At 70.3% G+C, this 14616-nt stretch carries 14 protein-coding genes; 10 read left to right on the forward strand and 4 right to left on the reverse strand.

Annotated features, from left to right (window positions below; all coding sequences use genetic code 11):
• Window positions 1-37 precede the first annotated feature (37 nt).
• The gene (locus Sco07f_RS24475; protein WP_007447882.1) at window positions 38-709 is read right to left on the reverse strand and encodes a response regulator; all 672 of its coding nucleotides are present in this window, start codon (window positions 707-709) and stop codon (window positions 38-40) included.
• A 26-nt stretch (window positions 710-735) separates the two neighbouring features.
• Entirely contained in the window at window positions 736-1734 is a 999-nt protein-coding gene (locus Sco07f_RS24480; RefSeq protein ID WP_167468209.1) for a RecB family exonuclease, read from the reverse strand.
• Between the two features lie 173 nt (window positions 1735-1907).
• Between Sco07f_RS24480 and Sco07f_RS40205 the strand changes: the two genes are divergently transcribed.
• The 3 genes from Sco07f_RS40205 to Sco07f_RS24500 all read left to right on the forward strand — a co-directional run bounded on the left by Sco07f_RS40205 (window position 1908) and on the right by Sco07f_RS24500 (window position 5435).
• Entirely contained in the window at window positions 1908-3659 is a 1752-nt protein-coding gene (locus Sco07f_RS40205; RefSeq protein ID WP_167468210.1) for a site-2 protease family protein, read from the forward strand.
• A 58-nt stretch (window positions 3660-3717) separates the two neighbouring features.
• Window positions 3718-4620, forward strand: coding sequence for a tRNA (adenine-N1)-methyltransferase (locus Sco07f_RS24495; RefSeq protein WP_007447851.1), 903 nt, complete (start codon window positions 3718-3720; stop codon window positions 4618-4620).
• Window positions 4621-4844: 224 nt separating this feature from the next.
• On the forward strand, window positions 4845-5435 hold the full coding sequence (locus Sco07f_RS24500) for a hypothetical protein (protein ID WP_108989209.1): 591 nt from the start codon (window positions 4845-4847) through the stop codon (window positions 5433-5435).
• A 74-nt stretch (window positions 5436-5509) separates the two neighbouring features.
• On the opposite strand, the gene Sco07f_RS24505 is transcribed toward Sco07f_RS24500, so the two are convergent.
• Window positions 5510-5815 (reverse strand): ferredoxin, encoded by a 306-nt coding sequence (locus Sco07f_RS24505; protein WP_042825847.1) that lies wholly within the window; start codon window positions 5813-5815, stop codon window positions 5510-5512.
• Window positions 5816-6060: 245 nt separating this feature from the next.
• Between Sco07f_RS24505 and arc the strand changes: the two genes are divergently transcribed.
• The 6 genes from arc (at window position 6061) to prcA (ending at window position 12214) form a co-directional block, all read left to right on the forward strand.
• Window positions 6061-7827 carry a proteasome ATPase gene (gene arc / locus Sco07f_RS24515; RefSeq protein WP_007447848.1) on the forward strand — a complete coding sequence of 589 codons (1767 nt, stop codon included), beginning with the start codon at window positions 6061-6063 and terminating at the stop codon, window positions 7825-7827.
• 232 nt (window positions 7828-8059) lie between these two features.
• Complete coding sequence (gene dop, locus Sco07f_RS24520) at window positions 8060-9571, forward strand: depupylase/deamidase Dop (RefSeq protein ID WP_338106090.1); 1512 nt, start codon at window positions 8060-8062, stop codon at window positions 9569-9571.
• 178 nt (window positions 9572-9749) lie between these two features.
• Complete coding sequence (locus Sco07f_RS24525; RefSeq protein ID WP_108989326.1) at window positions 9750-9968, forward strand: ubiquitin-like protein Pup; 219 nt, start codon at window positions 9750-9752, stop codon at window positions 9966-9968.
• Between the two features lie 8 nt (window positions 9969-9976).
• The gene (locus Sco07f_RS24530; RefSeq protein WP_108989212.1) at window positions 9977-10567 is read left to right on the forward strand and encodes an endonuclease VII domain-containing protein; all 591 of its coding nucleotides are present in this window, start codon (window positions 9977-9979) and stop codon (window positions 10565-10567) included.
• Window positions 10519-11364, forward strand: a complete 846-nt coding sequence (gene prcB, locus Sco07f_RS24535; protein WP_042825844.1) for a proteasome subunit beta — start codon at window positions 10519-10521, stop codon at window positions 11362-11364. The genes Sco07f_RS24530 and prcB overlap by 49 nt, the downstream gene beginning before the upstream one ends.
• Before the next feature lie 61 nt (window positions 11365-11425).
• A complete protein-coding gene (prcA, locus tag Sco07f_RS24540; RefSeq protein ID WP_108989213.1) occupies window positions 11426-12214 on the forward strand; it encodes a proteasome subunit alpha in 789 nt (262 codons plus the stop codon).
• Window positions 12215-12234: 20 nt separating this feature from the next.
• Here prcA and Sco07f_RS24545 read toward each other — a convergent pair whose 3' ends face one another.
• Entirely contained in the window at window positions 12235-13245 is a 1011-nt protein-coding gene (locus Sco07f_RS24545) for a LacI family DNA-binding transcriptional regulator (protein WP_164142671.1), read from the reverse strand.
• Window positions 13246-13350: 105 nt separating this feature from the next.
• Here Sco07f_RS24545 and Sco07f_RS24550 point away from each other — a divergent pair, with 105 nt between their 5' ends.
• On the forward strand, window positions 13351-14610 hold the full coding sequence (locus Sco07f_RS24550; protein WP_087791839.1) for an MFS transporter: 1260 nt from the start codon (window positions 13351-13353) through the stop codon (window positions 14608-14610).
• Window positions 14611-14616: the final 6 nt, after the last annotated feature.

Here is a 14616-nt window from a genome sequence, read left to right on the forward strand (position 1 = left end):
ACGTGCCCCGCGGACGGCCGCGCGGCCGGGGCACCGGCTACTGCGCGCCGGGACGGACCAGACCGCTCTCGTACGCGTACACCGCCGCCTGGACCCGGTCCCGCAGGCCCAGCTTGGTCAGCACGTGGCCCACATGGGTCTTGACCGTCGTCTCGCTGACGAACAGGTCCGCGGCGATCTCCGCGTTGGACAGCCCGCGCGCCACCAGCTTCAGCACCTCGACCTCACGGTCCGTCAGCGTGTGCAGGGTGTCCGGCACCGGCTCGTCACCGGACGGCAGATGCGTGGCGTACTTGTCGAGCAGCCGCCGGGTGATGCTCGGCGCGAGCATCGCCTCACCGCCCGCCACCACACGGATCGCCTGCACCAGCTCGTTGGCCGGGGCGTCCTTGAGCAGGAAGCCGCTGGCACCCGCCTTCAACGCCTCCACCACGTACTCGTCCAGATCGAAGGTGGTCAGCACCAGCACCTTCGCCGGGCCGTCCCGCTCGGGCCCGGTGATCTGCCGGGTCGCCTCCACACCGTCCATCCGCGGCATGCGGATGTCCATCAGCACCACATCGGGCTGCAACGCCCGCACCTGGTCGAGAGCCTGAAGGCCGTCTCCGGCCTCGCCGACGACCGCGAGATCCTGCTCCGCCTCCAGAATCATCCGGAAGCCCGTGCGCAGCAGCGGCTGGTCGTCGACCAGTAGGACGCGGATGGCCACGTAAGTCTCCTTCGATGGGACAGGCCCTAGTCCAGCCCCATTCTGCCCTGACCGGTGCCGCCGGAGTCGGCCGCCCTCAGCGGCAGCGGATACGGCGGGGGAGTGCCGCCGAACTCCGGACAGTGCGCCTGGTGATCGCACCAGCCGCACAGCTTCGTGGGCCTCGGCCGCCAGTCGCCCGTCTCGGTCGCCAGCCGGATCGCCTCCCACAGCGCCAGCAGCTTGCGCTCGACCCGCTCCAGGTCGGCCGGGACCGGGTCGTACGTGAGCACGTCACCGCTGCCGAGATAGACCAGCTGCAGGCGGCGCGGGACGACCTTCTTCAGCCGCCACACCACCAGCGCGTAGAACTTCATCTGGAACAGCGCACCCTCCGCGTACTGCGGCCGGGGCGCCTTGCCCGTCTTGTAGTCGACGATCCGGACCTCGCCGGTGGGTGCCACGTCGACCCGGTCGATGATGCCGCGCAGCCGCAGCCCGGAATCCAGCTCGGCCTCGACGAACAGCTCCCGCTCGGCGGGCTCCAGCCGGCTCGGATCCTCCAGGCTGAACCAGCGCTCGACGAGCCGCTCCGCCTCCGAGAGCCACTGCGCCAGCCGCTCACCCTCCGGGTCGTCCGCGAACAGCTCACCGACCTCCGGCCGGCTCTCCCGCAGCCGGTCCCACTGTCCCGGGACCAGCGCCTTGGCCCGCGGCACCGTGCGCTCGGCCGCCGGGGCGTCGAAGAGCCGCTCCAGCACCGCGTGCACCAGGGTGCCCCGGGTCGCCGCCTCACTTGGCTTCTCCGGCAGCCGGTCGATGACCCGGAACCGGTACAGCAGCGGGCACTGCATGAAGTCACCGGCCCGCGAGGGCGAGAGCGAGGCGGGCGGTATCGCCACGGACGCGGGCACGACCGCCGCGGCCGACGCGTCCACCGCCACGACCGTCGGTTCCACCGCCACGCCCGCCTGATCCGCCACTGCCGCCGCCGGTCGGGCGGATCCGCCGGCGTCCTCCGCGACATCCTCGGTACTCGTCTCCATGACCCCAGACCTTACGGCCGGCCACTGACAGCGGCCCAGCCCGCAGGCTGTGACCCCTGTGACGGAAGGCAAGCACAGGGGTGCCGGGGCTGAACGGGCCGGGACGGACGCATACCATCGACACGAGACCCTCCCGTCCGGCAGGCGGGAGACGCTTCGAACGAGGGGACATCGTGGACGTGAGCGGCGGGAGCGGGCAGCCGCGGTCCGGCAACGACGAGTCGGCCGAGCCCCGGGCACACCCCACGGCCCCGGCCCCCGGCCCCGACGACACCGCACAGCCGGAGCCCACCGGCCCCACAGCCGCGGACCCCGGCCCGCCGGGCCACGAGGCGCCGGCGCCGGCAGCCGGGACGCCGCACACCGACACGCCGGACCCCGGTCCGCCGGCGCCCACGCGACCGGGGGAGAGCCCCGCCGAAGCCCCCACCCCGCACGACCGGCCCGACCGGACCACCCAGGACGCCGCACCCCGGAACCCGGGCCCGGACGCCGCACGCGCCACGGCGGGGGAACCGCCGGAGCAGCCGGCCTCCGGAGACGACGCGACCCCGCCTCCTCCGGCGGATCCGCCCGCCGGCGGTGAGGCCGGCACCGGCGCCCCCTCGCCACGGCCCTCCGACCACGACCGCCCCGCCGAGCCCCCGACCGAGCCCTCCGAGCCGCGCGCCGACCACCGGCACGCCGCCCACGGCACCGGCACCGGCACCCCACGCCACCGCACCGAAGCCCACACCCACGGCGCGGGCGGGCCGGGACGGCCACCGCAGCGCCGGCCCGAACCGGGCGGCGGACTGCTCATGGGCCGCCCCTTCGGCGTGCCCGTGTACGTCGCCCCCAGCTGGTTCCTCGTCGCCGCCCTGATCACCTGGGTCTTCGGCGGCCAGCTCGACCGCGTCCTGCCCGAGCTCGGCGCCGCCCGCTACCTCGTCTCCCTCTTCTTCGCCGTCGCCTTCTACGCCTCCGTCCTCGTCCACGAACTCGCCCACACCGTCGCCGCCCTCCGCTTCAAGCTCCCCGTCCGCCGCATCCAGCTCCAGTTCTTCGGCGGCGTCTCCGAGATCGAGAAGGAGGCCGAGACCCCCGGCCGCGAATTCGTGCTGGCCTTCGTCGGCCCCCTGCTCTCCCTCGTCCTGTCCGGCGTCTTCTACGCCGCCCTGCTCCCCGTCGAACCCGACAGCGTCGTCGGCGTCCTCCTGGCGGGCCTGATGGTCTCCAACCTCATCGTGGCCGTCTTCAACCTGCTGCCCGGCCTCCCCCTCGACGGCGGCCGCATGCTCCGCGCCGTCGTCTGGAAGATCACCGGCAAGCCCATGAGCGGCACCGTCGCCGCCGCCTGGGTCGGCCGCGCGCTCGCCATCGCCGTACTGATCGGCCTGCCGCTGCTCACCCAGTCCCTCGGCAGCGCCTCCGCCGACGACGTCGGCATGGACACCGTCATGGACGCCCTGCTCGCCGCCATCCTCGCCGCGATCATCTGGACCGGCGCCGGAAACAGCCTCCGCATGGCCCGCCTGCGCGAACACCTCCCCGAACTGCGCGCCCGCGCCCTCACCCGGCGCGCCGTCCCCGTCGAGGCCGACACCCCCCTCTCCGAGGCCCTGCGCCGCGCCAACGCCTCCGGCGCCCGTGCCCTCGTCGTCGTCGACGCCGACGGCACCCCCGCCTCACTGGTCCGCGAGGCCGCCATCGTCGGCGTACCCGAGCACCGCCGCCCCTGGGTAGCGGTCAGCACCCTCGCCCAGGACCTCACCGACGGCATGCGCGTCTCCGCCGAACTGTCCGGCGAGGAACTCCTCGACGCCCTGCGCGCCAACCCCGCCACCGAGTACCTCGTCGTCGAGGAGACCGGCGAGATCTACGGCGTCCTGTCCGCCGCCGACGTCGAGCGCGCCTTCGTCAAGGCCATGGCCCGCCCCTCCTGAGGACCGCTCTCCCAAAGCGGTGGTCGGCGGTCCCCGCCAGGACCGGTACGCTGGTCACATGTCCGAACCGACCGGTGCCGCCCGCAGGCGCGGGCCCTTCAAGGTCGGGGACCAGGTTCAGCTGACCGACCCCAAGGGCCGCCACTACACGTTCACGCTCGAGGCCGGGAAGAACTTCCACACCCACAAGGGTTCCTTCCCCCACGACGAACTGATCGGTGCTCCCGAGGGCAGCGTCGTCCGCACCACCGGGAACGTCGCCTACCTCGCGCTGCGCCCCCTGCTCCCCGACTACGTCCTTTCCATGCCCCGCGGGGCAGCCGTCGTCTACCCGAAGGACGCGGGGCAGATCCTCGCCTTCGCCGACATCTTCCCCGGCGCACGCGTCGTCGAGGCCGGAGTCGGCTCCGGCTCCCTCAGCAGCTTCCTGCTGCGCGCCATCGGCGACCAGGGCATGCTGCACTCCTACGAGCGCCGCGAGGACTTCGCCGAGATCGCCCAGCAGAACGTGCAGCGCTACTTCGGCGGCCCGCACCCCGCCTGGCAGCTCACTGTGGGCGACCTCCAGGACAACCTGTCCGACACGGACGTCGACCGCGTCATCCTCGACATGCTCGCCCCCTGGGAGTGCCTGGACGTCGTCAAGAAGGCACTCGTGCCCGGCGGCATCCTGTGCTGCTACGTCGCCACCACCACCCAGCTCGCCCGGACCGTCGAGTCCATCCGCGAGATCGGCTGCTTCAACGAGCCGACCTCCTGGGAGACCATGATCCGCAACTGGCACGTCGAGGGCCTCGCCGTCCGCCCCGACCACCGCATGATCGGCCACACCGGCTTCCTCCTCACCGCCCGCCGCCTCGCCGACGGCGTCGAGCCCCCCATGCGCCGCCGCCGCCCCGCCAAGGGCGCCTACGGCGAGGACTACGACGGCCCCAACGCCGGCGGAGGCTCCGGCCGCTGAAGCGGCCCCGCACCGCACCCAACGCACCGACGCCGTGGTGGAGTTCCGGAAACGTCCCGGAACTCCACCACGGCGTCGTCGTGTTGACCGGCCCCCACGAGCACGAGAGAAGCGGCACCGCGGGAAATCCGTACCAGTACCCACCCCGCCGTTCCCCCGCACTGTGACGTGTGGCACGATGCAGGCCACCCCCACCGGCACAGCCCTCACAGGAGACACTCCTCGTGCAGCACCCCGCCGTTCCGGAGCTCTCGCACACGCACACCCGGCCGATCCACTGGGTCGCCACCGCCACGGCCGTCGCCGGCGTGGTCGCCCTGTCCTCGGTCCTCCAGCCCGACGCCGCCACAGCGGCCCAGACCGCCGGCCCCGCAGCCGCCGCCGGGCCGAAAAGCGCGCCGGCCCACATCGCACCGCCCGACCCCGCCGCCGTGGCCTTCCCCCTGGAATGCGGCCCCGTCGAAGCCGTCGTGCAGAAGAAGGCCTCCGGCGACCTCGACGGCGACGGCCGGCCCGAGACCGTGGCCGTCGTGCACTGCGACGCCCCCATGGGCACCCCGCCCGACGGCGTCTACGTCATCACGCGGAACCACGACGGCGGCAAGCCCCGCGTCGTCGCCACCCTCGTCGACCCCAAGGACCGCCGCACGGCCACCGAACTCTCGGTGCGCGACGGCGTCGTCCGCGCCACGCTCCTCGGCTACTCCACGCCCGACGTGCCCAGTTGCTGCCCCGACGTCACCGACGACGTGAAGTGGCAGTGGAAGAACGGCACGTTCGTCAGCGACACGCCCTCACAGGCACGCACCGTCTGACCGGTACTCCCGGGGCAGGCGGTGTGACACACCAGACAGCAGTCACCGAGCGTACGCGCAACGTCACGATTTGGTCACTCTGAGTCCGGGCCGTAGACCTCTGCCCTGTCCGAAACGCGACGCACATGGATGCACTCGCCCGGACACTCCTTCACCGAGTCGACCACATCCGTGAGAAGCGGCAGCGGCACGGGCGTTGCCGCCCCCGGCGCCTGCAACAGCTCGTCGTCCGCGCCCTTCACATAGGCCAGACCGTCGATGTCCAGCTCGAACACCTCGGGCGCGTACTGGGCACAGATGCCGTCACCGGTACACAGGTCCTGATCGATCCAGACCTCCAGGGCCTCGCCGTCGCCAACGGCCTCCTGCTGCACGCTCATCGCTCCTGCCGTTTCCTGCGCCGAGCCCTCCGGGAATCCGGCCAGCTCCGACGGGTGTTGAACACTTCGACCCTACCCTCGCCGGGGTTCCCGTCACGTTCCGTGGGTATTCCCCTGGCGTGAGGGAGAGCGCAAGGGTGAAGATCGGACACACCCCTACAGTCTTTGTGATCTAGGGGTTTCAATCGACACCCACCCAGGTAGGGTCTGGAAGCGTCCAGCTCCCCTTGGAGGAGGTGAGGACCGTGGCAGCCCACGACGACGACATGAACCGCGGCATCCGCCCGGGACGCGGGTCCGAGGACCCGGCCGGGCAGGTGGCCTACCTTGAGCAGGAGATCGCCGTCCTGCGACGCAAGCTCGCCGAATCTCCGCGGCACACGAGAATTCTCGAAGAGCGGATCGTCGAACTGCAGACCAACCTGGCCGGCGTGTCCGCCCAGAACGAACGACTCGCCGGCACCCTCCGCGAGGCCCGCGACCAGATCGTGGCCCTCAAGGAGGAAGTCGACCGGCTGGCCCAGCCACCCGCCGGCTTCGGCGTCTTCCTGCAGGCCAACGAGGACGGCACCGCCGACATCTTCACCGGCGGCCGCAAACTCCGGGTGAACGTCAGCCCGAGCGTCGAACTCGACGAGCTCCGACGCGGCCAGGAAGTGATGCTCAACGAAGCACTCAACGTGGTCGAGGCCATGGAGTACGAGAGCGTCGGCGACATCGTCACCCTCAAGGAGATCCTCGAGGACGGCGAGCGCGCCCTGGTGCTCGGCCACACCGACGAGGAAAGGGTGGTCCGGCTCGCCGAGCCCCTGCGCGGGCTCACCATCCGCCCCGGCGACGCCCTCCTGCTCGAACCCCGCTCCGGCTACGTCTACGAGGTCGTCCCCAAGAGCGAGGTCGAGGAACTCGTCCTCGAAGAGGTCCCCGACATCGGCTACGAGCAGATCGGTGGCCTCGGCGGACAGATCGAGATGATCCGCGACGCGGTCGAGCTCCCCTATCTCTACCCCGACCTGTTCCGGGAGCACGAGCTGCGCCCGCCCAAGGGCGTCCTGCTCTACGGGCCCCCCGGATGCGGCAAGACGCTCATCGCCAAGGCCGTCGCCAACTCGCTGGCCAAGAAGGTCGCCGAGGTCACCGGCCAGGCCGCCGGCAAGAGCTTCTTCCTCAACATCAAGGGCCCCGAGCTCCTCAACAAGTACGTCGGCGAGACCGAGCGGCAGATCCGCCTCGTCTTCCAGCGAGCCCGTGAGAAGGCCAGCGAGGGCACCCCCGTCATCGTCTTCTTCGACGAGATGGAATCCCTCTTCCGCACCCGCGGCTCCGGCGTCAGCTCGGACGTGGAGAACACCATCGTCCCCCAGCTCCTCGCCGAGATCGACGGCGTGGAAGGCCTGCAGAACGTGGTCGTCATCGGCGCCTCCAACCGCGAGGACATGATCGACCCCGCCATCCTGCGGCCCGGCCGGCTCGACGTGAAGATCAAGATCGAACGTCCGGACGCCGAAGCGGCCAAGGACATCTTCGGCAAGTACCTCACCGAACGCCTCCCCCTCCACTCCGACGACCTCGCGGAGCACGAGAAGGACAAGGCGGCCACCGTCTCCAGCATGATCCAGACGGCGGTGGAACAGATGTACGCCGAATCCGAGGAGAACCGCTTCCTGGAAGTCACCTACGCCAACGGCGACAAGGAAGTCCTCTATTTCAAGGACTTCAATTCCGGCGCCATGATCGAGAACATCGTGGGCCGCGCCAAGAAAATGGCGATCAAGGACTTCCTCGACAAGAACCAGAAGGGCCTCCGCGTCTCCCACCTCCTCCAGGCCTGTGTGGACGAGTTCAAGGAGAACGAGGACCTGCCCAACACCACCAACCCGGACGACTGGGCCCGCATCTCCGGAAAGAAGGGCGAGCGGATCGTGTACATCCGTACGCTCGTCACCGGAAAGCAGGGCGCGGACACCGGACGCTCCATCGACACGGTGGCAAACACCGGTCAGTACCTGTAAAAAGCTGGGCGGCTGCGGGTGCCCTCACCGGGTACCCGCAGCCGACTGTTTTCCGGAGCCCCGGCTGGAGCAAGGCAATGACGCAAATGATCTCCCCGCCAGCGCAAAGGCGTTCTAGGCTCTTCCATACCGCCGAGTCGCGCACTGCGGGGACGGGCACCGCACACGCATCGGAGCGCCAGCGGTACTTGAGCGACGCCCACTACGGGCGCTGCCGGGCTAGGAGGGCCGCATGACCGTACGGCGAGTAATGGGCATCGAGACGGAGTACGGAATCTCCGTCCCCGGCCACCCCAACGCCAATGCCATGCTCACCTCGTCCCAGATCGTCAACGCCTACGCGGCGGCGATGCACCGGGCCCGCCGGGCCCGCTGGGACTTCGAGGAGGAGAACCCGCTCCGGGACGCGCGAGGCTTCGACCTCGCCCGCGAGAACGCCGACAACAGCCAGCTCACCGACGAGGACATCGGCCTCGCCAACGTCATCCTCACCAACGGAGCACGGCTCTACGTCGACCACGCCCACCCCGAATACAGCGCTCCCGAGGTCACCAACCCGCGCGACGCCGTCCTGTGGGACAAGGCCGGCGAACGCATCATGGCCGAAGCCGCCGAGCGCGCCGCCCAGCTCCCCGGCGCCCAGCCCATCCACCTCTACAAGAACAACACCGACAACAAGGGCGCCTCCTACGGCACGCACGAGAACTACCTGATGAAGCGGGAGACCGCCTTCTCGGACATCGTGCGCCACCTGACCCCCTTCTTCGTCTCCCGCCAGGTCTTCACCGGCGCCGGGCGCGTCGGCATCGGCCAGGACGGCCACGAACACGGCTTCCAGCTCAGCCAGCGCGCCGACTACTTCGAGGTCGAGGTCGGCCTGGAGACGACGCTGAAGCGCCCCATCATCAACACCCGCGACGAACCGCACGCCGACGCCGAGAAGTGGCGCCGCCTGCACGTGATCATCGGCGACGCGAACCTGTCCGAGATCTCGACGTACCTGAAACTCGGCACGACGGCCCTGGTCCTGTCCATGATCGAAGACGGTTTCATCGCCGTCGACCTCGCCGTCGACCAGCCCGTACGCACCCTCCACCAGGTCTCCCACGATCCGAGCCTGAAGCACCTGGTCACCCTGCGCAGCGGCCGCACGCTGACCGCCGTGCAGCTCCAGATGGAGTACTACGAACTGGCTCGCAAATACGTCGAGGAACGCTACGGCGCGGACGCCGACGACCAGACCAAGGACGTCCTCGGCCGCTGGGAGGACACTCTCAACCGGCTCGAGAACGACCCGATGAGCCTGGCCGGCGAACTGGACTGGGTCGCCAAACGGGAACTCATGGAGGGCTACCGCCGCCGCGACAACGTCGACTGGGACGCCGCCCGGCTGCACCTCGTCGACCTCCAGTACGCCGACGTACGGCCCGACAAGGGCCTCTACAACCGCCTCGTGGACCGCGGCCGCATCAAGCGCCTGCTGGACGAGAACGAGGTCGAGCGGGCCCGCACGAAGCCGCCGGAGGACACCCGCGCCTACTTCCGCGGACGCTGCCTGGAGCAGTACGCGGACGACGTCGCGGCGGCCTCCTGGGACTCGGTGATCTTCGATCTGCCGGGCCGGGACTCGCTCCAGCGGGTCCCAACCCTGGAACCGCTTCGCGGAACGCGTAATCACGTCAAGGAGCTCCTGGACCGCTGCCGCACCGCCGACGACCTGGTCAGGGTCCTGTCCGGCGGGTGAGCGGCCCGAGCGGGTACCGGGGAGTAGACAGCCGGACAGGGTGGAATATCCCAGGTCCGGGAACCATGGAGATGGTCCCCGTACGTTGGAGGAAGTGCGGGGCCGATGTCGGACCGGACTTGTAGGGTCTGATCTTGACCGAGCAACTGTGTCGGGCGAACCGAGCGGGGTGAGGGTGATGGCGACCAAGGACACCAGCGGCGGGCAGCAGAAGGCCACGCGGTCCACCGAGGAGGTCGAGGAGCAGGCGCAGGACGCGCAGGCATCGGAAGGCCTCAAGGAACGCCAGGAAAAGCTGAACGACGACGTGGACTCCGTCCTGGACGAGATCGACGACGTCTTGGAAGAGAACGCAGAGGATTTCGTTCGATCGTTTGTTCAAAAGGGTGGACAGTAGTCCGCTATATGAACGATCCGGGTTCGAGGAAGTGCTCGACGTGCCAGAGGGTGCTTCCGGCCGGCGCATTCGCGAGCAATCGGTCGCGGCCCGACGGGCTTCAGACCAACTGCCGCGAATGCGCCGCCGAGTACTACAGGCGTCGGCCGGAGGCACGGGGCAAGACCGTTCGCGTCAAAGTGCCGGTTCCGAGGGGGCACAAGCGCTGTCCACAGTGCGAAAAGGTGAAGCCGCACTCCGATTGGGAGCGGAACAGGTCGTCCTCGGACGGCTGGGCCAGTTACTGCCGTGAGTGTGGTGCTGAGCGCAACCGCACGGGCTACTTCAAGCGCAAGTATGGTCTCGCTCCTGCGGAGTTGGATGCGATGATCGCCGAACAGCAGGGGGTCTGCTGTACCTGCCTCACGGCTCCGGCCGAGCATGTGGATCACCGCCACGAGACGGGTAGGGTCCGTGGCGTACTGTGCTTCAGCTGCAACGCTGCGCTGGGGCAGTTCAAGGATCGGCCCGATGCCATAAGGCGGGCTGCCGCTTACGTGGAAGGAATCGCGTGGAAGCCAACACTCGTAGCACCGGGCGTCTACCAGCTGCCTTCCTGACGCCCGGGTCTTCCTCCTTCATGGACTTCCTCGGTGAGCACCAGCCGGAGATCCTCCCGGGCAACCGGCAGCTCCCGCCGGTGCAGGGCGTCATCGAGGCACCGCACGGCACCACGATCGTGGCGGTGACGTTCCCCGGCGGTGTCGTCCTCGCCGGCGACCGTCGGGCCACCATGGGCAACATGATCGCCCAGCGGGACATCGAGAAGGTCTTCCCGGCCGACGAGTACTCGGCGGTGGGCATCGCCGGTACGGCCGGCCTGGCCGTGGAGATGGTGAAGCTGTTCCAGCTGGAGCTGGAGCACTTCGAGAAGGTCGAGGGCGCGCAGCTGTCCCTGGAGGGCAAGGCGAACCGCCTGTCGACGATGATCCGGTCCAACCTGGGCATGGCGATGCAGGGGCTGGCCGTGGTGCCGCTGTTCGCCGGTTACGACGTGGACCGGGGCAGGGGCCGCATCTTCTCGTACGACGTGACGGGCGGCCGGTCCGAGGAGCGGAGCTACGCGACCACGGGTTCGGGCTCGGTCTTCGCGCGCGGTGCGATGAAGAAGCTGTTCCGTGACGACCTGACCGAGGAGCAGGCCACGACGCTCGTGGTCCAGGCGCTGTACGACGCGGCCGACGACGACTCGGCGACCGGTGGTCCCGATGTCGCCCGCCGGATCTATCCGATCATCACTGTGATCACCGAGGACGGTTTCCGCCGGCTCGGTGAGGACGAGGCCGCGGAGCTGGCCGGCTCGGTGCTGCAGGCCCGGCTCGAGCAGCCCGACGGTCCGCGGGCCGCCCTGCTGTAGCGGGCGCGGGTCTTCGTTGTCAGGTGGTCCAGTGATTTCGACAGGAAGGGACGGATAACCGGTGTCGACGCCGTTCTATGTATCTCCTCAGCAGGCGATGGCCGACCGGGCGGAGTACGCCCGCAAGGGCATCGCGCGTGGCCGCAGCCTGGTGGTGCTGCAGTACGCCGACGGCATCGTGTTCGTCGGTGAGAATCCGTCCCGTGCGCTGCACAAGTTCAGCGAGATCTACGACCGGATCGGCTTCGCGGCCGCCGGCAAGTACAACGAGTACGAGAACCTGCGGATCGGCGGGGTGCGCTATGCCGACCTGCGGGGTTACACCTACGACCGTGACGACGTGACGGCGCGCGGTCTGGCCAACGTGTACGCCCAGACGCTGGGCACGATCTTCTCCAGCCAGGCCGAGAAGCCGTACGAGGTGGAACTGGTCGTCGCGGAGGTCGGGGACAGCCCGGAGAACGACCAGATCTACCGGCTGCCGCACGACGGTTCGATCGTCGACGAGCACGGATCGGTGGCGGTCGGCGGCAACGCGGAGCAGATCAGCGGGTACCTGGATCAGCGGCACCGGGACGGCATGACGCTGGCCGAGGCGCTGAAGCTGGCGGTGCAGGCGCTGTCCCGCGACACCAACGGCAGTGAGCGGGAGATCCCGGCGGAGCGGCTGGAGGTCGCGGTCCTGGACCGGACGCGTCCGCAGCAGCGCAAGTTCAAGCGCATCGTGGGCGGTCAGCTGTCGCGGCTGCTGGATTCCGGCGCGGGCGCGGGTGAGTCGTCGGAGGAGAGCGCGACCGACACCGACACCGACACCCCGACCGGCTCCGGCTCCGGGTCGGACGAGGAGTAGTAGAGGCTCACCTCGTCGGGTCATCGCGGCGCCGTCGTGGACCCCCGTACCACCAGGCTCACCGGCAGGTCCCCCTTCTCGGGGGGCCTGCCTTCCAGTACCGCCAGCAGTGCCCGCATGCCGCGTTCGCCGAAGGCCTCCGCGTCGAGGCGGACGGTGGTGAGTTCGGGGTCGATGGCGGTGGCGAGGCCGAGGTCGTCGAGGCCGGTGACGGACAGGTCGTCGGGGACGCGGAGTCCGGCGCGCCGGACGGCCTTGTAGGCGCCGGCGGCCAGTTTGTCGTCGTCGCAGACCAGCGCCGTGGGCCGGGGCCCGGGCGCGGCGAGGGCGGCCTCCGTGGCGTTCAGGGCGCCCTCGATCGAGATGGGGGCGCGGATGGTGCGCAGTTCGGTGCCGGGGGCGTCGGCGAGGCGTGTGGCCAGCTCGCGGGCGCGTACCTCGAAGGTCCAGGAGGGGATGTCGGCAGCGAGGTGGAGGAAGCTGCGGTGGCCCAGCGACAGCAGGTGCTCGGTGACCTGGCGGATGCCGTCGGCGATGTCGAGGTTGACCGTCGCGGCGCCCAGGCTGCCCTCCGGGTCGCTGTCGAGCATGACGAGGGGGAGCTGGTCGCCGCGGATGGCGGTGAGCGCGTCGGCGGCCATGGAGGAGGCGATGACGCCGTCCAGTGCTGCCTGCGCGGAGGCGAAGGGGTCCCGGGCGGGGCCGACGCCTTCGGGTGAGGGGTAGAGGACCACGCCGAAGCCGTGCTCCGCGGCGACGCGTGCGGCGCCCGTGTACACCTCGGCGAAGAACTCCGTGGTGAGCGCGGGGACGACCAGCAGGACGGTGCGGGTGCGGCCGAGGCGGAGGTTGCGGGCGGCGAGGTTGGGGCGGTAGCCCAGTTCCGAGGCGGCCTCGCGGACCCGTCGGGCCGTCGGTTCGGAGACGCGGCCGCGCCATTTGTCTCCGAGGACCAGGGAGACGGCTGCCTGGGAGACCCCGGCGGCCTGGGCGACGTCCCGGCTCGTGGGGCGGGTGCTGCCTCGTGCCACCGTTCGCCTGCGCTTTCGTCTGGACTGCTGAACAGGCGACATGGTACGTATGGCAGCGAACGTTATACGTAACACTTGCTCGAGTGGGAACCAGGGAGGTGCGTCGTGGTCGCCGGTTATCTCGACATTCTCCGGGCGCGGCATGCCGTACGGCTGCTGGCCGGCACGCTGGTCGGGCGGTTGCCGAACGCGACCGCGGCGATCGCGATCGTGCTGTTCGTGCGGGCCGAGGGCGGCTCGTACAGTCTCGCGGGGGCGCTGGCGGCGGTGTACGGCGTGGCGAACGCCGTGGGGCAGCCGGTGCTGGGGCGGCTGGTGGACCTGCACGGGCAGCCGCGGGTTCAGCTGCCGGCCGCGGTGCTGTCGGCGCTGGCGATGGCCGCGTTCGCCTTCGCGGGCACCGGGACGGCGGCGCTCGCGTATGCGGCCGTGGGGGCGGCCGGGCTGTTCACGCCCCCGCTGGAGGGCGGGCTGCGGGCGCTGTGGCCGAGTGTGCTGGGCAAGGAGGACCAGGTGCACACGGCGTACGCGATGGACGCCGTGGCGCAGGAGATCATGTTCACCGTCGGGCCGCTGCTGGTGACGGTGTGCGTGTCGCTGTGGTCGCCGCAGGCGGCCCTGCTCGTGCTGAACGGGCTCGGTGTGCTGGGCGCGCTGTCCGTGGTGGTGTCGCCGCCCTCGCGCGCGTGGCGGTCGGCGCCGCGGGAGGCGCACTGGCTGGGCGCGTTGCGTTCGGGCGGGCTGCTGGCGCTGCTGGGGGCGTTCCTGTTCATCGGCATGGCGCTCGGGTCGATCACGGTCGCGTCGGTGCCGTACGCGGACGAGCACGGTGGTGACGCCGTGTACGGGTGGCTGATGGCCGCTCTGGGGCTGGGGGCGCTGGTCGGGGGCGTGGTGTACGGGGCGCGGCGGTGGGCCGGTGAGCCGGCGCGGCGACTGCGGGTGCTGGTGGCGCTGCTGGCGGTTTGTTACCTGCCGCTGATGCTGATGCCGGGCGCGGTGGCCATGGTGCTGCTGACGGTCGTGGCGGGGGTGTTCCTGGCGCCGTGCATCGCGTGTGCGTTCGTCCTCGTCGATGTGCACGCGCCGCGGGGGACGGTGACGGAGGCGTTCTCCTGGCTGGTGACGACGTTCACGGTGGGTGCCTCGGTGGGTACGGGTCTGGCGGGGCCCGTCGTGGAGCACGGCGGGGCCTTGTGGGGCTTCGCGGTGCCGGGGGCGGCGGGGTGCGTCTCGCTGCTCGTGCTGGCGTGCACCGGGCGGGTCCTCGCAGCTCCCGTGCGGCAAGCGGTGGTTGCGGCTTCATCGGAAAATGATCCAAACCGTGCCGTCGAACCCCGTTTCAGTTCGGGTCATCAGGCGTAATGTTCA

The sequence above is a fragment of the Streptomyces coelicoflavus genome (genome assembly GCF_003112555.1).
GTDB classification, from domain to species: domain Bacteria; phylum Actinomycetota; class Actinomycetes; order Streptomycetales; family Streptomycetaceae; genus Streptomyces; species Streptomyces coelicoflavus.

Coding starts and splice junctions, on each gene's coding strand:
- Sco07f_RS24480 (WP_167468209.1), bottom strand. CDS start 1,734: ATGGAGACGAGTACCGAGGATGTCGCGGAGGACGCCGGCGGATCCGCC.
- Sco07f_RS24495 (WP_007447851.1), top strand. CDS start 3,718: ATGTCCGAACCGACCGGTGCCGCCCGCAGGCGCGGGCCCTTCAAGGTC.
- Sco07f_RS24505 (WP_042825847.1), bottom strand. CDS start 5,815: ATGAGCGTGCAGCAGGAGGCCGTTGGCGACGGCGAGGCCCTGGAGGTC.
- dop (WP_338106090.1), top strand. CDS start 8,060: ATGACCGTACGGCGAGTAATGGGCATCGAGACGGAGTACGGAATCTCC.
- Sco07f_RS24525 (WP_108989326.1), top strand. CDS start 9,750: ATGGCGACCAAGGACACCAGCGGCGGGCAGCAGAAGGCCACGCGGTCC.
- Sco07f_RS24530 (WP_108989212.1), top strand. CDS start 9,977: ATGAACGATCCGGGTTCGAGGAAGTGCTCGACGTGCCAGAGGGTGCTT.